The organism is Streptomyces sp. S3(2020) (assembly GCF_013044505.1).
GTDB lineage: Bacteria > Actinomycetota > Actinomycetes > Streptomycetales > Streptomycetaceae > Streptomyces.
The window spans coordinates 21453-40126 of the sequence record NZ_JABERD010000024.1 but is presented as its reverse complement, the minus strand read 5'-3'; the positions used below and the strand labels follow the sequence as shown (position 1 = coordinate 40126).

Sequence of the window (18674 nt, the reverse complement as noted above, 5' to 3'; positions counted from 1 at the left end):
GAACCCGGGGGCCGTGCCCCCGGCCCGTCGACCGTTTCGCTGGAGAGGACCCATGCTCCGGGTGCTGATGTTCCTGATCCCCCTGGCGTTGAGCGTGTACACGTTCATCGACTGCATCAGCACGAAGGAGGAGGACGTCCGCCACATGCCCAAGCCGCTGTGGGCCATCCTCGTGCTGCTGTTCCCGCTCGTCGGCTCGATCTCGTGGCTGATCGCGGGCAAGAAGCGCAGCCCCGCGGCCGAGGGCTGGTCCGGGGTGCGCGAGCGCGGTGGGCGCGGCCAGTGGGTCGCCCCGGACGACAACCCGGAGTTCCTGAAGTCCCTCAATGAGGAGAAGTCCCTCAATGAGGACAAGAAGGAGCGCGACGAGGACGGCTCCAAGGACAGCTGATGGAGCTGCGGCTGCTCGTCACCTTCGAGAAGGTCGCGACCGTCCTGAGCTTCACCCGGGCCGCGGCCGAGCTGAACTACGCGCAGTCCAGCGTGACCAGCCAGATCCGCGCCCTGGAGGACTCCCTCGGCACCCCGCTCTTCGACCGCCTCGGCAGCCGCATCCGGCTGACGGAGGCCGGTGAGCGGCTCCTGCCGTACGCCCGGCAGATCATCGAGCTGGGCGAGGAGGCCCGCGCGGCGGTCGTCGACGCGGAGGAACCCTCGGGCGCGCTCGCCGTCGGCACGATGGAGTCGCTGACCTCCTACCGGCTGCCGCCGCTCCTGGAGCTCTTCCACCACCGCTATCCGGGGGTCCGGCTCTCCCTGCGCACGACGCTGGGCGACGAGACCCGCAAGGCGCTGCGGCAGGGCACCTACGACGTGGGGTTCCTGATGGAGCCGGAGACCGAGCACGCGGGCCTGGAGAGCAGGGTGCTCGCGCCGGAGCCGCTGGTCCTGGTCGCCGCGCCCGGCCATCCGCTCCCGCACCGGCCGTTGAAGACGGAGGACCTCGCCGAGGTCCAGCTCGTCGGCACCGAACCCGGCTGTCCCTACCGCGACCTCTTCGAGTCCGAGCTGGTCCACCGCACCGGATCCCCGCCGCCGTTCATGGAGTTCGGCACGATCGAGGCGACCAAGCGGGGGGTGGCGGGCGGTCTCGGTATCGCGCTGCTGCCGCGGGTGACGGTGGGCGCGGAGCTGGCGTCCGGGGTGCTGGCCGAGCTGCCGTGGGAGCCGCCGTTCCAGCTGTACACGCAGGTGGCGTGGCGGGCGGGGAAGCGCCGGCCACGCCATCTGACACTGTTCATCGAGACCGCGGTGCGGCTGGTGCGGGAGCAGACGTCGTACGACGGGACGTGACGACCCGGGGATCGCGGGCCAGCGTCACCTTCAGGCTCGCCAGCACGATCAGCGGGACGCCCAGCGCCTGCACGAGGCCGATGTGGTGGCCGTACACCGCCCAGTCCATGACCATCGCGACGGCCGGGTAGAGGAAGGCGAGCACGGCGATCTTCGAGAGCGGCAGCTGGGCGTAGGCGGCGTACATCAGGACGTACATGACACCCGTGTGGATGAACCCGAGCCCGACCAGCCAGCCCCAGTCCGCGCCCGTGCCGGCCATCGCGCCGAAGTCGGCGAAGGGGAGCAGCAGCGGGATGCCGACGACGACCTGGACCAGGGCGATGAGGTGGGGTCGTACGCCGGTGATCCGCTTGGTGACGACGGTGGACAGGCCGTAGAGGAGGGCGGCGAGCAACGCCTGTCCGACACCGAGGAGATAGGTCCCACCGCTGGTGAAGTCCCCCGGCGTCACGCCCGATACGAGGATCAGTCCCGCGAAGGCGAGCGCGATCCAGCCGGCCTTGGCGGCCGACAGCCGCTCGCGGAAGAACAGGGCGCCCAGCAGCACGACGTAGAACGGCTGGGTGTGGTAGACCACCGTCGCCACGGAGATCGACGTGTTCTCGTACGACTCGAAGAGCAGGACCCAGTTGAAGACGATGAACACCCCTCCCAGGACGGCGAGTCCGAGGGTGCGGGGGGTGAAGCCGAGGCCGCGTTCGCGGAACCAGCCGCGGGCGAGGATGTAGCCGCCGAGGGCGAGGGCGCCGAACAGGACGCGGAAGAAGACGACGTTGAAGGGCGAGGCGCCCGACTCGACGACGAAGACGCCGAGGGTGCCGGAGAGCACCATCGCGGTCGTCAGCTGGGCGATGCCCTTGGCCTCGGTGCCCTTGGCCCCTGTGCCCTTGCTCTGCGGTGTCATGTCCCGAAGCTACGAGCGGACGTCGTCCCTGGTCCACGGGCCAGTGGGGCGTCCTGCCGATGCCCCCATCGGCGGCGCCGATGCGTGCAGGTTGTACGCCGGTGCGGCTCCCGAAGCGGACAATGCGCCCCTGGGCCGGGGCCGGTCGGGGCCGGACACTTACGACGCATGACGACAGCTCCGGCCGGTTCCTCCACCACGGCCATCGCCCCCGCATACGGTGACAAGGTCATCGCCGTCGAGACGGCCGGCTCGGAACCGATCCCGGACTCCGAGCGCCACGGCAGCCCGCTCCAGTTGCTGTGGACCTGGGCCTCCCCGAACATCGAGTTCGCGACCGTCTACATCGGCGTGATCTCGGTCCTCTTCTTCGGCCTGAGTTTCTGGCAGGCGACCGCGGCCCTGCTCCTCGGCACGGCGCTGGGCGCGCTCACCCAGGGCATCCTGTCGCTGGACGGTCCGCGGTTCGGTGTCCCGCAGATGGCGATCGGCCGCTTCTCCTTCGGCTACCGGGGGAATCTGCTGCCGTCGGGTGTGAACGCCCTTGTCGCGGGCGTCGGTTGGTTCGCCGTGAACAGCGTGAGCGCGGCCTTCGCCCTCAACACCCTGACGGACCTGCGGCCGCTTCCCTCCCTGTTGATCGTGGTCGCCGCCGAGGTCGTGATCGGCTTCATCGGCCACAACTTCGTCCACGCCTTCGAGAAGTACGCCTTCCCGGCCCTCGCGGTGATCTTCCTGCTGGCCGGTGTCCGGACCTTCCAGGAGGCCGACCTGGGCGGCTCCGGCGCGGGCGGCGGCATCGGCGGATTCCTGCTGGCGTTCAGCACGGCCTGGGGGTACGCGGCGGGCTGGAACCCGGGCGCCTCGGACTACTCCCGCTACCTCCCCCGTACGGCGAACCGCTTCCGGACGGTCCTGTACCCGGCGGTCGGCCTGTTCGTGTCGATCGCGATCGTGTCGGTGATCGGCGCGGCCTCGGCGACGATCGTCGCCCCCGAGGGCGCCACCCCCACGGCCGCCTTCACCGGCCATCTCCCTGGCTGGCTCAGCCACTTGGTGCTGCTGGCGATCATCCTGGGCGCGGTCTCCGCGAACGCCCTGAACGTGTACTCCTCGGCCATGTCGATCACTTCGCTGGGTCTGAAGCTCCCGCCGTGGCTCGGCCGCAGCGCCATCGTCGTGCTGTGCGGTCTCGCCGGTACGGCGGCGGCGTGGGCGTCGCTGGCGGACGCGGGCCACGCCTACGAGGCGTTCCTGCTGGTGATCGCGTACTGGGTGGGGCCGTGGCTCGGGGTGGTGCTGGTCGAGCGGTGGCGGCGGGCGCGGACGCCCGACGAGGTGCTGTCGCTCAGGATCAGCGACCGCTCCTTCACCAACTGGCCTGGTATCGCGGCCCTGTTGACGGGCATCGTGGTGTCGGTGCCGCTCTTCTCCAACCAGGAGAAATACGTCGGGTGGGTGCCGGAGAGGTGGCCGTCGTTCGGTGACATCACGTGCCTGGTCGGGTTCGTGGTGAGCGCGGGCCTGTACGCGGTGCTGCGGAGGGCGGATCAGCCGGCGTCGGCGTAGGCGTGAGCCTGCGGAACGTGCTCCACCTTGATGTACCGGGGGCCGAACTCCTTCTTCACGAGGGGTTCGGCCTTCTTCGGGTCGTCGACGCCCACCCGTACGAACCCCCGCTCGTCGACGCCGACTTCACGCAGCTGGAAGGTGCCGTCCCAGCGGTACATGTCCGCACTGATCCGGTCGGCGAGGGCGTCGACGGTCTTCCGGTTGACCTCGGCGGCGTGGAGACGCAGCTTCACCCCCTTCTCGGCGGCGTCGCAGGCGGCCGTGTCGAAGCCCTCGGAGGGGATGCGCCAGACGTCGGCGGCGTTCTTGTCCTGGTCGACGCCCAGGCCGGTGAAGACGGCTGAGTGCTCGCCCGCGGCCAGCTTGTCGATGCGGATCACGGTCCGGTCCAGCGGGGTCTCGTCGGGGTCGGCGTCCGGGGGCGCCGGGCGGGTGCCGACGCACCGGTCCTCGGCCGGAGCGCTCGGCTGCCCGGCGGAGGCGCTTTCCCGCGGGGCGGCCGGCAGACCGCCGTCCGTGTGCCCGGTCTCCAGCTCGTCGATGTACAGGGCAGCCCCCACCACCACACCTGCGGTGGCGACAGCCGCAGCGATCCACCTGCGGTTCGTCGTCATGCCACTGTGACGCCGGAACGGGCCGAAGGGTTCACAACGGGTCAGGAGACGACATCCTCGCGCAGAACCAGCGCCAGCAGCCCCGGGAAACGGGCGTCGAACTCCTCCCGCCGCAGCCGGTTGACGCGCCTGGGCCCCTCGTCGCGCTGCTCCACGAGCCCGGCCGCGCGCAGGACCGCGAAGTGATGGCTCTTGGCCGCCTTCCCGACGGGCACGTCGAAGGTGCCGCAGCTGCGCGACCAGTCGGCGGAGGCGGCCAACTCCCTTACCAGCTGCACACGTACGGGGTCCGCGAGGGCGGCGAGCGCGGTCAGGACGGGGACGTCGTCGGGGTGGGTGTGCTCGGGGGCGGCACGGTGACTCGTCATGGCATCCTCTCGTGCCGCTTGCCGAGTGTTCGATGAAAACCATACACTCGCGAGTGTTCGCTTTTCGTTGAACACTCTCCAGGGCGAGGTGTGCCATGCGCGCGGTCGAGATCCAGGAACACGGGGGCCCCGAGGTCCTCAGGGCCGTCGAGGTGGACGTCCCCGAGCCCGGTCCGGGTCAGGTGAGCGTCGACGTGGCGTACGCCGGGATCAACTTCGCCGACCTCAAGGCGCGGGAGACCGGGTACCGGGTGGCGTCGCTGCCGTTCCGGCCGGGTCTCGAAGTGTCCGGGCGCGTGCGGGCCCTCGGCGCGGGCGTCACCGGGCTCGCCGTCGGGCAGGAGGTCGCCGCACTGACCGCCGGCGGCGGCTACGCCGAGGTCGCCGTCGCGGACGCGGCCACCGTCTTCCCGCTCCCCTCCGGCGTCGGCCCGCGCACCGCCGCGACCCTGCCGACCGTGCTGCCGACGTCGTACGCGCTCATTCACTCCGTGGGCCGCCTCCAGCCCGGCGAGACCGTCCTCGTACAGGGTGCCGCCGGCGGCATCGGGACGGTCGCGGGCCGACTGGCGAAGGCGGCCGGGGCCACCGTCCTCGGGGTCGTGTCGAGCGCGGGGAAGGCCGCGTTCGCGAAGGAGCACGGCACGTACGACGAGGTCTTCGTCGGCGACTTCGAGAAGGCCGTACGGGACACCACCGGCGGCCGCGGCGTCGACCTAGCCCTCGACCCGGTCGGCGGCGACACCTTCCGCGCCTCGCTGGCCTCGCTGGCGGCTTTCGGGCGCCTGGTCTCCTTCGGCAACGCGAGCGGCGCGGAGCCGTGGAGCGTCGGGCAGCCCGAGCTGTTCCCCTACGGCGTGACCGTCGGCGGCTTCTCCATCCTCACCCTCGCCCGGACCGCGCCGGACGAGCTGCGGGTGCTCACCGGGCGGGCCTTCGCGAAGGTCGCCGACGGGACGGTGACCCTGCCGGTGACCGCCGAGTTCGGCCTGGCGCAGGCGGCGGAGGCGCACCGGCTGATGGGGACGCGGACGAGCACGGGGAAGCTGCTGCTCAAGGTCGGCGGCTAGTAGGCCACTTCGTCGCACCAGGTCTCCGCCCAGGCGGACGCGCCGTACTTGTTGGCCGCGCGCACGGTGATGCAGACCTGGTCGCCGGAGAACGGGCCGTTGATCGTGTAGCTGGTGCCGCCGGTGGAGTAGACGGTGTCGACGTCCTTCGCGGTGAAGTTGCTGCCCTTGTTGGTGTAGTGGATGTCGTAGCGGGTCGCGCGGGAGACCGCCGTCCAGCTCACCTTGATCGGCATGTCGCATGCTCCGACGCAGGAGTTCACGTAGTCGAGCCGGTAGCTCGTCAGGTCGGGCGGCGGGGAGCCGGTGGACGTGCCGGAGGAGGACGACGACGAGGATGAGGACGAGGACGACGGGTCATCGGATCCGGACGACCCCGACTCCGATCCCGATCCCGAATCGCTCGAACCACCCGCTGTGCTGGAACTGCCTGAGCCGCCGCTCCCGCCCGCCGCGTCCTTACCCTTCTCCGGCTTCTTCGACTTACCGGGCGACGGCGACGGCTTCCCCGTAGGGCTCGCCTCGGAGACGGACGGAGCGGGGGACGCCGAGACCGAGACCGTGACCGAGGGTGTGGCCCGTGCCTCGTCGCGCGGGTCGGTGCCGTAGGGCACGTGCTGGATGGCGAGGGTCGTGCCGGTCACCACGACGACGACCGGGACGACGGCGAGGGCGACACGGGTACGACGGCGGCGTTCACCGCGCTCCGCGACAGCCGGTGTGGGGGCGGGCGCCGGCGGGACATCGGGCAGGGTCGGGGTCCGCACCGGCGGGGGCAGTTCGTCGGCACCCGGCACCCGCTCCGCGAACGCCGCCCGCTCCGCAAGCCGCCCGGCGACGGACGCAGGCCACCGCGCCGCCCCGTCCACCGACCCCTTCGCCGACCCGTCCGCCGCCCCGTCCGCCGCCTCGAACTGCCGCATCAGCTCGGCCGCCGTAGGCCGCCCCTCGGGGTCCTTGTCGAGGCAGAGGGCCACGACCTCGGCGAGTTCGGCGTCCAGTGCGCGCAGCGGCCCGAGGTCCGGCTCCTCGTGCACGATCCGGTAGAGCACCCCGTGCCCGGACTCCTCGCCGAAGGGCGGCCGGCCGCATGCCGCGTACGCGACGACCGAGCCGAGCGCGAAGATGTCGACGGCGCCGGTCAACCGCCGTGTGCCCGAGGCCTGTTCGGGTGACATGTAGGCGGGGGTGCCGACGACGAGGCCGGTGCTGGTGAGCTGGCTCTGCTCGGCCGCGCGGGCCACGCCGAAGTCGATGAGGGTGAGACCGTCGAGGGTCAGCATGACGTTGGACGGCTTGAGGTCCCGGTGCACCATGTCCAGCGCGTGCACGGCCGCCAGGCCCTTCGCCGCCTCCCGCAGCAGCAGCCACAGGGCGTCGGCGGGCAGCGGACCGCCGTGCGCGTCGAGGGCGTCGCCCAGGGTGAGGCCGGGGACGTAGGCGGTGGCGAACCACGGGGGCCGGGCGGCGGGGTCGCTGGCGAGCAGGGGTGTGGTGGCACCGGCGGGCAGTGCCGCGAGGTTGTCCAGCTCCTGTCCGAAGCGGCGCAGGAACTTCTGGTCCTCGCCGACGATGGACGGCAGGACCTGCTTGACCGCCGCGAAGCGCCCCTCGTGGACCCCGAGATAGACCCGTCCCATGCCGCCGGATCCGAGCCGCCCGATGAGCGGTATGGGTCCGACGTACCGCGGATCGTCCTCGCCCAGCGGCTCGGCACCGCTCCCGGCCAGCTCTGACACGCCTGCCCCGTTTCCCCGTTCGCGTCCCCGTGAGACCGGCGGCGGCCCGCCCGTTCCCCCCGGATACGGGCGGACGCGCACGTCCGGCAGCGATCAGTCTGGACCAGTCGGGCGAAAAATTGGAGGAGTTTTCTAGAAATTCACTCTAGAATGACAGCTGCTCTACGCTGGCGCCGATGAGCCCCAAGCAACAACGCGGCGAGGCCACGGTCGAGCTGCTTCTCGACGCCGCGCTGCGCGTGTACACGGAGACGGGCGAGCAGGGCCTGACCGTCAACGCGATCACCAAGGCCAGCGGTGTGAGCCTCGGCAGCCTCTACCACCACTTCGGCAGCCTGAGCGGGCTGACCGACGCGCTGATGAACCGGTGGCTGGGCCGCATGCTGGGCGAGCTGGTGACGGCGGTGCAGGCGACCCGTACCGCCCGCACGGGCATCCGCGCGATCGTGGAGACGTACCTCGGATTCGTCCAGGAACACCGCGACGCGGCCCTCCTGCTGCACTCCCCCATGGCCGACCGCCGGGGCATGGCGGGCGGCCAGGCGGTCCGCGACGCGCAGGAGGCGCGACTGTCGCCGATGGCCGCGTGGATCCAGGCGCACATCGGGTCGGGTGAGCTGGCACCGCTCCCTGCGGGGCTGATCGAGTCGCTGGTGATGGGGCCGGTGATCGGCGTGGCCCGGCGCTGGCTGTCCGGCATCGACGACGTGGACCTCGACGAGGCCACCCGGATCCTGCCCGAGCGGATCTGGAGATCCGTGGCAGGAGAGTGACGGGCGCCACTCACCATCGGGGTTTGCATGACCATGCGTCGCGATGCATAATCTTCCTATGTCCAAGGTCCTCACCTCCCTGCCCGCCGGCGAGCGCGTCGGCATCGCCTTCTCGGGCGGCCTCGACACCTCTGTCGCGGTCGCGTGGATGCGTGACAAGGGCGCCGTCCCGTGCACGTACACGGCCGACATCGGCCAGTACGACGAACCCGACATCGCCTCGGTGCCCGGCCGCGCCAAGGCCTACGGCGCCGAGCTCGCGCGCCTGGTCGACTGCCGCGCCGCGCTGGTCGAGGAGGGCCTGGCCGCGCTCACCTGCGGCGCGTTCCACATCCGCTCCGGCGGCCGGGCGTACTTCAACACCACCCCGCTGGGCCGTGCCGTCACCGGCACGCTCCTGGTCCGGGCGATGCTGGAGGACGACGTCCAGATCTGGGGCGACGGCTCGACGTACAAGGGCAACGACATCGAGCGGTTCTACCGCTACGGCCTCCTCGCCAACCCGCACCTGCGGATCTACAAGCCCTGGCTGGACGCGGCGTTCGTGACCGAGCTCGGCGGCCGCAAGGAGATGTCGGAGTGGCTGGTCGCCCACCAGCTGCCCTACCGGGACTCCACGGAGAAGGCGTACTCCACCGACGCCAACATCTGGGGCGCCACGCACGAGGCGAAGACCCTGGAGCACCTGGACACCGGTCTGGAGACCGTCGAGCCGATCATGGGCGTCAAGTTCTGGGACCCGTCGGTCGAGATCGCCACCGAGGACGTGACGATCGGCTTCGAGCAGGGCCGTCCGGTCACGATCAACGGCAAGGAGTTCGCCTCCCCCGTGGACCTGGTCCTGGAGGCCAACGCCATCGGCGGCCGCCACGGCCTGGGCATGTCCGACCAGATCGAGAACCGGATCATCGAGGCCAAGAGCCGCGGCATCTACGAGGCGCCGGGCATGGCCCTCCTGCACGCCGCGTACGAGCGTCTCGTCAACGCCATCCACAACGAGGACACCCTCGCCCAGTACCACAACGAGGGCCGGCGCCTGGGCCGTCTCATGTACGAGGGCCGCTGGCTGGACCCGCAGGCGCTGATGATCCGCGAGTCGCTCCAGCGCTGGGTCGGCGCGGCGGTGACGGGTGAGGTCACCCTGCGCCTCCGGCGGGGCGAGGACTACTCGATCCTCGACACGACCGGCCCCGCGTTCTCGTACCACCCGGACAAGCTCTCCATGGAGCGCACCGAGGACTCGGCCTTCGGTCCCGTCGACCGCATCGGCCAGCTGACCATGCGCAACCTCGACATCGCCGACTCCCGCGCCAAGCTGGAGCAGTACGCCGGCCTCGGCCTCATCGGCACCGGCAGCCCCACCATCGGCGCCTCCCAGGCGGCGGCGACCGGCCTGATCGGCACGATGCCGGAGCTCCCGGAGGGCGGCGCGGAGGTCATCGCTTCGCGCGGCGAGGTCTCCGAGGAGGACGCCCTGCTGGACCGGGCGGCGATGGAGCTGGGCACGGACTAGGAACACGGGCACAAGGGAGAGGCCGGTCGGGACGCCCGACCGGCCTCTCCCTGCATCTTTTCCTGTCGGGACGTCTGGACATTTTGTGCCGAATTTTGACACCGTCGGGCTATGCCCGAGACCAAGGAAGCCCTAGCCTTCTACGCCGCCCAGAGCACGTTCTCCGACCCCGGTGAACTCGCCGACGCCTACGCCGACCTGCCGCACGACCCGACCGAACTCGCGCGCATCTCAAGGGACTTGCTCATCCACCGGGTCGAGGGCGACCTCTTCGGCCACACCCACCCGACGGACCGCCTCCACAACGACGCCGAGTCCCGCTACGTCGACGACATCCTGCGCATAGTCGTCGACCGCAGCCCCGCCCCTCTCACCGAACGACGCGAGCCCGCCGACCGATTCGTCGGCGTCTGCCGGGACTTCACCCTGCTGCACTGCTCGTTCCTGCGCCACGTGGGCATCCCGGCCCGTCTGCGGTCCGGCTTCACCGACTACTTCGGCACCACCGGCTTCCACGGTGACCACGTGGTCACCGAGTACTGGGACGAGAAGCGGGGCTGGCTGCTCGCGGACGCCCAGCTGACCGACCCCGCCCTGCACCCCGCGTGGGACGTGGACTTCGACCCCATGGACGTCCCGCGCGACCGCTTCCTCGTCGCGGGCGCGGCATGGCGGGCGATCCGCGAGGACGGCGCCGACGAGCGGACCTTCGGCCTCCACCGCCCGGAGGAGGGACCGTTCTGGGGCGAACGCTTCGTCGCCGGCAACATCCGCCTCGACCTGGCCGCCCTCAACAAGGTGGAGACGCTGCTGTGGGACGTATGGGGAGAGGACGAGGGCGAACCGGGTACGCCGCTGCCGGAGCGGTCGCGTGAGTTCTACGACGAGGTAGCCCTGGTCGTCGCGGACGAGATCTCCTTCGAGACGGCACGGCAGCTGTTCGCCGACAACAACGTCCTGCGCACCCCGCAGACGGTGACCTGCTACGCCCCCTACAACGGCCCGAGCGTGACAACCCTGCGCTAGGCCAACCAACCCAGGGGCGCGGGGAACTGCGCGACCGGCCACGACGGCGCAGCAGCCGGCCGACTGCCTACGCCACCCGCCCCAGTAGCCCGCCCCCTCACAACCCGATGCGCACAGGCCGCCGCCAGCAACTCCCCCAACAAATCCGGATCCCCGATCTCCAGCCCCAACAGAGACTCGATCCGCTCCAACCGCTGATAAAGCGACTGACGCCCGATATGCAGAAGAGCGGCCGTCCGAGTGGGCGAGCACCCGTTCCGCAAATGAACCTCCAACGTCCGCACAAGATCACTCGCGTGGGCGGCCTCCCACTCCAACAGTGGCCCCAACGCATGCTGCACCAACCGCACCAGCCGGTCACGGTTCGCGTCGATGCCGCCCCGGGTCAGCTCCCGCTCCAGCGCGAGGGCCCGGGACGACGTCACCAACGACCCCTCGGGCGCCCCGGGTTCGGCGGCCGGGACGGTCAGCGCCAGCTCCAGGCTCGTACGGGCCGCCCGCAACGTATCGCTCCACCGAAGCCAGCCGCTCCCGACGGCCACGGCATGCCCGACGGCCACGGTCAGACCGGGTCGCGCGGCGGAGCGGAAGGCGTCCTGGACCCCACGTATGGGGTCACCGGAGCGGGTTCCGGGCAACGCCAGCAGCGCCAGCACGTCCCCCGGAAACGCCGCCCGCAGGACACTCGCCCCGCCCAGCACCCGTACCGCCCGGTCCACCACCCCCGTCTCCCGCGTCCCGTGCACCGACACCCCGATCAGCCGCGCCCCCGGCCCCGGATGGAACCCCGCGAGCGCCGCCCGCGCCTCCACCTCGGGCTGGTTCAGTGCCGCCCGGTCGGCGAGGTCGGCCAGCAGGGCCGCCGTGTGGTCGTCGCCCCAGGGCCGTACGACCGACCGCCCGGACAGCCCCCGTGCCACGATCGCCCGATTGGCGGCCTCCGTGATCCGTACGAAGGGCACGACCCGGTGCATGGCCAGCAGCGGCAGCTCCAGGCGGCGGGCCTCGTCGACGACCTCGGCGGGCATGGCGGGCAACGACCTCCCCACCTCCACCGCGAGCCCGGCCGCACCCCGCGCCGCCAGCTCCCGGACGTACCGGCGGCGGACCTCCTCATCGGGGTCGGTGAGGCCGAAACCGTTGGTGAGGAGCAGTTCGCCGCCGTCGAGGAAGTTGGCGCCCTCGTAGACCTCACTGGAGTGCACCCAGCGGACAGGGCGGTCCAGGGCGCCCTCCCCGGCCAGCAGCTCGGGCTCGGTGGCGCGGACGGGGTCGAGGGTGAGGACTTCACGGAGGGTGAGGGCGGGCACGGGGAACCTCCAGGGCGCTGACAGTTCGTCCGGCTGCGGGCTGCGGGGAGAGTACTTTCCGCACGTTGCCCTCGTGTTTCGGCCACAGGAGAGTGGACCCATGGACCTTTTCCGTACGTGGCTCGCCACCGCCGTCGCGGAGGCCCGCGCCGGTCTCGCCGAGGGCGGCATCCCGATCGGCGCCGCGCTCTACGCGGCCGACGGCACCACCCTGCTGGGCCGCGGCCACAACCGGCGCGTCCAGGACGACGACCCCTCCATGCACGCGGAGACGGCGGCGTTCCGGGCGGCGGGGCGGCAGCGGTCGTATCGCGGTACGACGATGGTGACGACCCTCTCGCCCTGCTGGTACTGCTCCGGCCTGGTCCGGCAGTTCGGCATCTCCCGGGTGGTGATCGGCGAGGCGACCACCTTCCACGGCGGCCACGACTGGCTCGCCGAACACGACGTGGAGATCGTCCTCCTGGACGACCCCGAGTGCGTCGACCTGATGCGCGACTTCATCAAGCACAACCCGGCACTGTGGAATGAGGACATCGGCAGTGGTGTGGAACGAGGACATCGTTGACTGCTCGCCTCCCCGTAGGGAGGTGATTCCTGGCTCAGGCAGCCTCGTGGAGCGGCGCTCCACGAGGTCTTACGCCCTCGACACCAGCCGGGGCCAGACCAGCCCGGACAAGCATCACGCGCGCGGAGTTCTTGTCCCGGGGGGACACGAGCCCGCATGCGGTGCAGGTGTAGGTGCGTTCCGACAGCGGCAGGGCGTGCTTGGCTCTCGCTCCGCACCTGCCGCAGTCCATCGTGGTATATGCGGGTTGCACCAGGCGTACGTCCCGCCCGTGTTTGCGGCCCATCTCCAACAGGGCTTTCTTCGTGGCGCCGATCGCCGCGTCCGCCGCCTTGCGCGCCATCGAACTCTTGGCGAGGAACTTCGGCTTGAAGTCCTCCACCGCGATCGCGTCATGATCGCGGACCACTTTCTTGGCCCACTTACGGCCGGTGTCCTGCCGCTGACGACCGATCTTCTGATGCGCCTTCGCGCACTGCTTCTTGGCCTCGCGGTAACCCTTCGAAGCTGCTTGCCCCTTGGGGGGCTTGCGGCGGGCCATCATCCGGTCGTACTTGGTGATCCTCGCGCTGGCCTTCCGACCGTATTCGGCGTGCGGAAGGTCGTGCGCATCGCTGGTGGTGGTCGCGGTGTCCTTGACCCCCCAGTCGACACCGATCGCGGCACCGGTGCCGGAGAGCGGCCGGACCTCAGCGGGGACGACGAACGATGCATACCAGTGGCCGATGCTGTCGCGGTACACACGCACACTGGACGGTTTGGCGGAGAGGGCCCGCGACCACACCACCGTCAGCACGATCCCGCCTGCGAGATGCAGTCGGCCGTCTTTCAGCCGAAAGCCACGCTGTGTGTAGTTCAGCGTCGGCAGTGCCTCGCGCTTCCTCTTGTGCTTCGGCATTCCGGCCCGCTGCCCGATGGGCAGCCGGTCTTTGATGTCCTTGAGGGCCTTCGCACGGGATCTACCGAAGTCTCGGATGATCTGCTGCTGCGGAACGGAGGAGCCCTCGGCCAGCCACCGCGTCGAGGTTCGCGCCTCCGTCAGCATTTTGTCCAGACGCGCCGGCCCGCACGCTTCTCTCCCGGCATAAGCCCTCTTCGACCGGGCCACACACTCGTTCCAAATCCATCGGCACCGGTCCCACTCCGCCAGTAACGCAGTCTGGGCGATGGACGACACGCGCAGGCGGTAGGTGTACCGGGCGTGCCCGGCTGCCACTCCTCCGCATGGTGTCTTCATGACACCACTTTACCACTACGATGCGTGACATGGATCAAGAAGTACGCATCACCCTCAGACTCCCCGCCGGCCTCCACGCGTGGCTGGTCCGCGAGGCAAAGTCCGCCCGCAGGTCCCTCAACTCCGAAGTCGTGTACCGCCTGGAGAACGGCCGCCCCGCTGCTGAGGCAAACGGCGAACCCACCTGACGGCGAATTCCTTTCCCTGCCCTGCTCCGCAGGCACTCCCCCTCCCCGGCCCAGCGCCGGGACACCCTGGAGGTTCTCTGTGACCACCCCAGCCCCCCGCATTCCCACGATCGACCTGAGGCCCTGGGTGGACGGTGACACGGACACCCGGGCCGCCATCGCCCGTACCGTCGACGAGGCCCTCCAGACCGCCGGGTTCCTGCTGGTCACCGGGCACGGTGTGGACCCGGGGCTGCGTGCCGCCATCCGGGAGGCCGCGCGGACCTTCTTCCGGATGCCCGTCGACGTCAAGGAGCCCTACACCGCGAAGGTCGGCGGGCGGGGGTGGCTCGGTCCGGGGGCGGAGGCCAACGGCTACTCGGAGGGCACGGAGACCCCGCCGGACCTGAAGGAGTCACTGACCTTCGCGACGCACGAGCCCTTCGAGGACCCGGCGACCAACGCGGAGTGGTACGCGCCCAACGTGTGGCCGGCGGAGGTGCCGGAACTCCGGACCCTGTGCGCGGAGTACCTGGCACGGATGGGTGAGCTGGAGAACCAGCTCCTGGACCTGCTCGGGGTGGCCCTCGGGCTCGAACACGACTTCTTCTCCCGGCACATGGACCACCCCACGTACGGCTTCAACATCAACTGGTACCCCGGCACCGAGGTCATCGGCGAACCCCAGCCCGGCCAGTTCCGCATCGGCCCGCACACCGACTTCGGCACGGTGACGATCCTCGACCGGCAGGCCGGCAAGGGCGGGCTCCAGGTCTGGACGGACGAGGGCGGCTGGGAGGACGCGCCCTTCGACCCGGCCGCCTTCACCATCAACATCGGCGACCTGATGGCCCGTTGGACCGGCGACCGCTGGCGCTCGGGACGCCACCGGGTGCTCCCGCCCCCGGCCGACGCCCCCGCCGAGGAGCTGATGTCCCTCGTCTACTTCGGCGAGTGCACGCCCGGGACGCTGGTGGAGTCGGTGCCCGAGCCGGTGGGGCGGGTGGCGTACGAGCCGGTCGACTCGCATGTGTATCTGAGGGAGAAGCTGGACTCGATCACGGTCGACTGACCTCCCTGACAGCCGCCGGGCTGTACGTAAGTCGCCGTTCCGGTGGACACACCCGAGCGGCGGCCCGGACACTTGCCTGGTGAACGGAGGAGATGTCCTTGGCTCCTGAGGAACCATCAGGAGCGGTCCTCGTCGATCAGACCATGATCGCCGACGCCGCCCGTCTGCTGCAGAACGTTCCCCGAGGCGGCGGCTTCGTGGCCTACCTGGCCGACAACGGGCTCGACCCGCTGCTGACCTCGCAGTTCGTGATACGGCAGCGCCGGGCGCCGGTGACGAACGCCGAACGCCTCGCCGATCTCTCTGCCCTCTGCGACGCGTTGCTGCTCTACGACAAGCTGTACGTCCTGCGGAGCGAGACCCCGCCGGACGCCGCGGGGCTGGAACTGCGCACCGCCCTCATCGACCTCGGTGTCGTCGAGGAGATCGACGTCTCCGCGCACGGCCCGGCCATCGCCGGCGAACTCGTGGCCTACCTGGGCGCGACGGGCGGCGCGGCCGCCTCGCCACTGCTGGAGGACATCGCGGCGGCCGTGCGGGGCAGCCTCGCCGACGAGGAGCAGCCCGGGGCGTACAGCAGAACGACGAGCATCGTCGACGCGTTCCGCGACGGTCTGGAGGGCCACCCCCTCTCCGGCGACCGCCACGCGGAGGACTCGCTGGCGGCCATCGTCCGCCCGATCGTCCGCGATGTCGGCTACTACGGCAGCGGTGCCGTGTTGGGCGCGGTGTCGAACATCCGCACCTTCGTCTACTGGCGGCTGGCCGCGCGTCTCGGTCTGCCGATGTACCCGTCGACCCGCAGACTCCCGTCGTACCGGGCACTCACCGACCACGTCGACCGGTCCCTGCGCGAGCGGGCCTACGGCGCGGTCGCGGAGGCGTTCCACACCACCGTGTCCGAGGTGTACGAGACTGAAGCGACCGTGCCGGTCTATCTGCCGCCCGGCGCCGCGATCTTCCTGGACACCCTGCGCGAACTCCGCTCGGTGCCGGACACCCTGGTCTCCGTACGCAAGCGCCACGAGGGCCTGCGCACCGCGTTCCGCAAGCTCCAGGTGAACTCCGCGGCCTCACGGACCCTCGGTGAACTGCACCGCAACCGGCAGCGGTTCACTGCGGTCCTGGCGGAACTCCGCCTCCCGGAAAGTGCCACACCCGGCACCCTGGAGACCTCGATCGATCTGCTCCCGGACGTCGTCAAGGCGGCGGCGAACCCGCTCGACGTGGCGGGCTACGGCGAGAACCTGATCCGCAGGCCCGCGACCTGGATCCAGGACTGGTGGCGCAAGCGGCCCTACCGGCTGGCGTTCCAACTCCGGGACCAGCTGCTGGAGATCGCGAACTACCAGGATCTGCTGCAGAGCGCGACCGGGGTACACATCTCGGAGACCGAGCTCCGGGCGTACGCGCAGCTCCTGGAAGAGGACGGCCACAACCCGCCGGGACGCCGACCGGGCCCCATCTCGCAGGTAGAGACCGTGACATGACGGACTACGCCCGGCGGCCGCGCCGGAAGCGGACTCTCTTCCCGCCCGGTGAGGCCGTCCGACTGAGCGAGTCGAGCCTGGCGCAACGCGACATTCCCGCGTTCAGCGCGGGGTACCGGCTGGCTGTCTACCACAGCGCCGGTGTGGTCCACGGCGACCTGCACGCACAGCACATGCTCTTCGAAGCCTTCACCGGCGGGACGGCGATCATCGACTTCGCCGACTCGAGCATCGGCGCCGTGGACCCGGACCGCATGTTCCCGGACATCGTCATGGCCCACATGACCAAGGGAGCGTCCTGGACCCGGGGCCTCCTGGCGGGGTACGCGAAGACGAGCTACCTGACAATCGAGCGGCGGCAGCCTGGATACACCGACACCGTGCTGGCCCGGGCCGCCGACGAGATCGCCTCGGTGGCCCGGCCGGCCGAGCCCGTGTTCACGGAAGCCGAGTGCGACGCGCTGCTCGCCCCCGTCCTCGACCTGAGCGACGGCACTCCCCGGCTCACCGCCGACCTGCCCACCGGGGTGCTGTCCCCCGAGGACCGTGCCCTCGTCGCGTTCGCGCTGCTCGCGGCCGGTGTCACGGGCACCTGGCGACTGCGCGCCCCCGATCCGCCCCGCGGCCCCGCCGAACGGCTGCTGTCCGCCGCGCTCACGCAGTCACCGGGCCAGCAGGACCCGAACGGCCTGCTGGCCCCCGCGGTCGCCGTCATCAAGCTGCTCTCCCGGCTGTCGGGTGATCCGGTGGTCCCGCGATATCTGGCGGGGATGACCGACGTACACGACTGGCTGGCCCTGTGCCTCGACCGTCCGGACGGGTCGGATGGGTCGAACGGGTCGGCCTTCATCAACTGCGTACGCGCCGCCCAGCTCTCCCTGATCCTCCTCCAGCTCCCGTACTGGTCGCTCGCCCAGCTGGAGACCCAGGAGCTGAAGATCACCGCACGGCACCGGCGGCTCGGCTGGTACAAGGCCATGCTGGCGGCGAAGCCGTACGACGAGCGCTACATGCAACTGCTGACCTACCTGGGCTCCCGGATCACCCTCTACGAGAGGATGTTCGCCGAGCCCGCACCGACCGAACCTGACGTGAGCAACCTCCTCTGGTCGGCCAACTGGCGGGCACTGCTCCTGTCGAGGACGACGCTGCGGACCCTGCTCGCCGCCCTGCGCGCCGGCACCGTCGTCGAGATGTCGGAGGAGCTGACGGTCCGCATGGTGGAGTTCATGACGACCAAGTGCATGCGAGCCGCACGGGACAACTCAGCCGCGATGCTGACCTCGCGCGGCTCCGCTCGGCCGTTGGATCTGGGAGCCGTCTTCGCCGAGGACCGGTTCCCCCAGGAGCTTGAGGAGACGAACGGGCTCATCGAACTGGTCAGGACCGAGCGTCCCGGCCTCGCCCGGCTGTCGGCGAGCGAGCAGGTCTCCGCCCTGCTCGCCCGGCAAGCACCGCTGACCAGCCACGATTTCGACTGGCTGGTGGCGTACGCCCAGGGTCCCGACGAGCGGCATCTCTAACCGCCGCCCTCCACCACCTCGACCAGCCTCTCGCACCGCGTCCGCCGGCGCGGCTCGGACTCCACCTCACCCTGGAACTCGTGGGTGAGGCGGAGGACCGAGCCGTCGTCACCGTCGCGTTCCAGATGGAACCTGATCCGGCCACCACCCTCCACCGTGTACTCGGCGACCCGCACCACGTCCCAGGCGGTGACATGCCCCGCGCCCAGCCCGCGCAGGGTAACGGCCCCACCGAGCCGGGGCTCCAGCATCTCGGCCTCCGTGAACCAGCCCGCGAGCCCGTCCGCCGTGGCCAGCGCGGGCCAGACCGCCTCCATGGGCCTCGGCAGCCGCACCAGGAAGTGCAGGATGTGCGTGTTCCCATGGGTCTGGCTGGTGCCCTGCTCGATGGATCCGGTCATGACACCAGCCTGACCCGTGGGGCGAGGTTCT

At 70.6% G+C, this 18674-nt stretch carries 18 protein-coding genes; 11 read left to right on the top strand and 7 right to left on the bottom strand.

Annotation, left to right across the window (positions count from 1 at the left end):
• Positions 1-52: 52 nt before the first annotated feature.
• Both HLK59_RS11035 and HLK59_RS11030 read left to right on the top strand, forming a co-directional pair.
• The gene (locus tag HLK59_RS11035) at positions 53-391 is read left to right on the top strand and encodes a PLD nuclease N-terminal domain-containing protein (RefSeq protein ID WP_171141167.1); all 339 of its coding nucleotides are present in this window, start codon (positions 53-55) and stop codon (positions 389-391) included.
• On the top strand, positions 391-1293 hold the full coding sequence (locus HLK59_RS11030; protein WP_171141166.1) for a LysR family transcriptional regulator: 903 nt from the start codon (positions 391-393) through the stop codon (positions 1291-1293). Before HLK59_RS11035 ends, HLK59_RS11030 begins: the two co-directional genes overlap by 1 nt.
• On the opposite strand, the gene HLK59_RS11025 is transcribed toward HLK59_RS11030, so the two are convergent.
• The gene (locus tag HLK59_RS11025; protein WP_171141165.1) at positions 1238-2200 is read right to left on the bottom strand and encodes a DMT family transporter; all 963 of its coding nucleotides are present in this window, start codon (positions 2198-2200) and stop codon (positions 1238-1240) included. The genes HLK59_RS11030 and HLK59_RS11025 overlap by 56 nt on opposite strands.
• A 168-nt stretch (positions 2201-2368) precedes the next feature.
• Here HLK59_RS11025 and HLK59_RS11020 point away from each other — a divergent pair, with 168 nt between their 5' ends.
• Positions 2369-3769 (top strand): cytosine permease, encoded by a 1401-nt coding sequence (locus HLK59_RS11020; protein ID WP_171141164.1) that lies wholly within the window; start codon positions 2369-2371, stop codon positions 3767-3769.
• Here the strand turns inward: HLK59_RS11020 and HLK59_RS11015 are convergent.
• Positions 3751-4386, bottom strand: a complete 636-nt coding sequence (locus tag HLK59_RS11015) for a hypothetical protein (RefSeq protein ID WP_171141163.1) — start codon at positions 4384-4386, stop codon at positions 3751-3753. The genes HLK59_RS11020 and HLK59_RS11015 overlap by 19 nt on opposite strands.
• A gap of 41 nt (positions 4387-4427) precedes the next feature.
• Positions 4428-4754, bottom strand: a complete 327-nt coding sequence (locus tag HLK59_RS11010; protein ID WP_171141162.1) for a helix-turn-helix transcriptional regulator — start codon at positions 4752-4754, stop codon at positions 4428-4430.
• Between the two features lie 95 nt (positions 4755-4849).
• Here HLK59_RS11010 and HLK59_RS11005 point away from each other — a divergent pair, with 95 nt between their 5' ends.
• Positions 4850-5824, top strand: coding sequence for a zinc-binding dehydrogenase (locus HLK59_RS11005; protein WP_171141161.1), 975 nt, complete (start codon positions 4850-4852; stop codon positions 5822-5824).
• Here HLK59_RS11005 and HLK59_RS11000 read toward each other — a convergent pair.
• The gene (locus tag HLK59_RS11000) at positions 5821-7563 is read right to left on the bottom strand and encodes a protein kinase (protein ID WP_171141160.1); all 1743 of its coding nucleotides are present in this window, start codon (positions 7561-7563) and stop codon (positions 5821-5823) included. The two genes, HLK59_RS11005 and HLK59_RS11000, sit on opposite strands and share 4 nt — an antisense overlap.
• A 176-nt stretch (positions 7564-7739) precedes the next feature.
• On the opposite strand from HLK59_RS11000, the gene HLK59_RS10995 reads away from it, so the two are divergent.
• The 3 genes from HLK59_RS10995 (at position 7740) to HLK59_RS10985 (ending at position 10875) form a co-directional block, all read left to right on the top strand.
• Entirely contained in the window at positions 7740-8336 is a 597-nt protein-coding gene (locus HLK59_RS10995) for a TetR/AcrR family transcriptional regulator (protein WP_171141159.1), read from the top strand.
• Positions 8337-8394: 58 nt separating this feature from the next.
• Positions 8395-9849 carry an argininosuccinate synthase gene (gene argG, locus HLK59_RS10990; RefSeq protein ID WP_171141158.1) on the top strand — a complete coding sequence of 485 codons (1455 nt, stop codon included), beginning with the start codon at positions 8395-8397 and terminating at the stop codon, positions 9847-9849.
• 111 nt (positions 9850-9960) lie between these two features.
• Entirely contained in the window at positions 9961-10875 is a 915-nt protein-coding gene (locus HLK59_RS10985; protein WP_171141157.1) for a transglutaminase-like domain-containing protein, read from the top strand.
• Here the strand turns inward: HLK59_RS10985 and HLK59_RS10980 are convergent.
• Positions 10872-12185, bottom strand: a complete 1314-nt coding sequence (locus tag HLK59_RS10980; RefSeq protein WP_171141156.1) for a PucR family transcriptional regulator — start codon at positions 12183-12185, stop codon at positions 10872-10874. The genes HLK59_RS10985 and HLK59_RS10980 overlap by 4 nt on opposite strands.
• A 100-nt stretch (positions 12186-12285) precedes the next feature.
• Between HLK59_RS10980 and HLK59_RS10975 the strand changes: the two genes are divergently transcribed.
• Complete coding sequence (locus HLK59_RS10975) at positions 12286-12753, top strand: nucleoside deaminase (protein WP_171141155.1); 468 nt, start codon at positions 12286-12288, stop codon at positions 12751-12753.
• Positions 12754-12787: 34 nt separating this feature from the next.
• On the opposite strand, the gene HLK59_RS10970 is transcribed toward HLK59_RS10975, so the two are convergent.
• Positions 12788-13990, bottom strand: a complete 1203-nt coding sequence (locus tag HLK59_RS10970) for an RNA-guided endonuclease TnpB family protein (protein WP_171141154.1) — start codon at positions 13988-13990, stop codon at positions 12788-12790.
• Positions 13991-14019: 29 nt separating this feature from the next.
• Between HLK59_RS10970 and HLK59_RS10965 the strand changes: the two genes are divergently transcribed.
• The 3 genes from HLK59_RS10965 (at position 14020) to HLK59_RS10950 (ending at position 18242) form a co-directional block, all read left to right on the top strand.
• Entirely contained in the window at positions 14020-14178 is a 159-nt protein-coding gene (locus HLK59_RS10965) for an Arc family DNA-binding protein (protein WP_171141153.1), read from the top strand.
• A 79-nt stretch (positions 14179-14257) separates the two neighbouring features.
• A complete protein-coding gene (locus HLK59_RS10960) occupies positions 14258-15229 on the top strand; it encodes an isopenicillin N synthase family oxygenase (RefSeq protein WP_171141152.1) in 972 nt (323 codons plus the stop codon).
• A gap of 1282 nt (positions 15230-16511) precedes the next feature.
• Positions 16512-18242 carry a phosphotransferase gene (locus HLK59_RS10950; RefSeq protein ID WP_346779699.1) on the top strand — a complete coding sequence of 577 codons (1731 nt, stop codon included), beginning with the start codon at positions 16512-16514 and terminating at the stop codon, positions 18240-18242.
• Here HLK59_RS10950 and HLK59_RS10945 read toward each other — a convergent pair.
• Complete coding sequence (locus HLK59_RS10945) at positions 18239-18643, bottom strand: hypothetical protein (protein WP_171141149.1); 405 nt, start codon at positions 18641-18643, stop codon at positions 18239-18241. The genes HLK59_RS10950 and HLK59_RS10945 overlap by 4 nt on opposite strands.
• Positions 18644-18674 lie beyond the last annotated feature (31 nt).

What these genes read in the sequence shown, in the direction of transcription:
- HLK59_RS11035 (WP_171141167.1), top strand. Translation starts at nt 53, where the DNA reads ATGCTCCGGGTGCTGATGTTCCTGATCCCCCTGGCGTTGAGCGTGTAC.
- HLK59_RS11030 (WP_171141166.1), top strand. Translation starts at nt 391, where the DNA reads ATGGAGCTGCGGCTGCTCGTCACCTTCGAGAAGGTCGCGACCGTCCTG.
- HLK59_RS11025 (WP_171141165.1), bottom strand. Translation starts at nt 2,200, where the DNA reads ATGACACCGCAGAGCAAGGGCACAGGGGCCAAGGGCACCGAGGCCAAG.
- HLK59_RS11020 (WP_171141164.1), top strand. Translation starts at nt 2,369, where the DNA reads ATGACGACAGCTCCGGCCGGTTCCTCCACCACGGCCATCGCCCCCGCA.
- HLK59_RS11015 (WP_171141163.1), bottom strand. Translation starts at nt 4,386, where the DNA reads ATGACGACGAACCGCAGGTGGATCGCTGCGGCTGTCGCCACCGCAGGT.
- HLK59_RS11010 (WP_171141162.1), bottom strand. Translation starts at nt 4,754, where the DNA reads ATGACGAGTCACCGTGCCGCCCCCGAGCACACCCACCCCGACGACGTC.
- HLK59_RS11005 (WP_171141161.1), top strand. Translation starts at nt 4,850, where the DNA reads ATGCGCGCGGTCGAGATCCAGGAACACGGGGGCCCCGAGGTCCTCAGG.
- HLK59_RS10995 (WP_171141159.1), top strand. Translation starts at nt 7,740, where the DNA reads ATGAGCCCCAAGCAACAACGCGGCGAGGCCACGGTCGAGCTGCTTCTC.
- argG (WP_171141158.1), top strand. Translation starts at nt 8,395, where the DNA reads ATGTCCAAGGTCCTCACCTCCCTGCCCGCCGGCGAGCGCGTCGGCATC.
- HLK59_RS10985 (WP_171141157.1), top strand. Translation starts at nt 9,961, where the DNA reads ATGCCCGAGACCAAGGAAGCCCTAGCCTTCTACGCCGCCCAGAGCACG.
- HLK59_RS10975 (WP_171141155.1), top strand. Translation starts at nt 12,286, where the DNA reads ATGGACCTTTTCCGTACGTGGCTCGCCACCGCCGTCGCGGAGGCCCGC.
- HLK59_RS10970 (WP_171141154.1), bottom strand. Translation starts at nt 13,990, where the DNA reads ATGAAGACACCATGCGGAGGAGTGGCAGCCGGGCACGCCCGGTACACC.
- HLK59_RS10965 (WP_171141153.1), top strand. Translation starts at nt 14,020, where the DNA reads ATGGATCAAGAAGTACGCATCACCCTCAGACTCCCCGCCGGCCTCCAC.
- HLK59_RS10945 (WP_171141149.1), bottom strand. Translation starts at nt 18,643, where the DNA reads ATGACCGGATCCATCGAGCAGGGCACCAGCCAGACCCATGGGAACACG.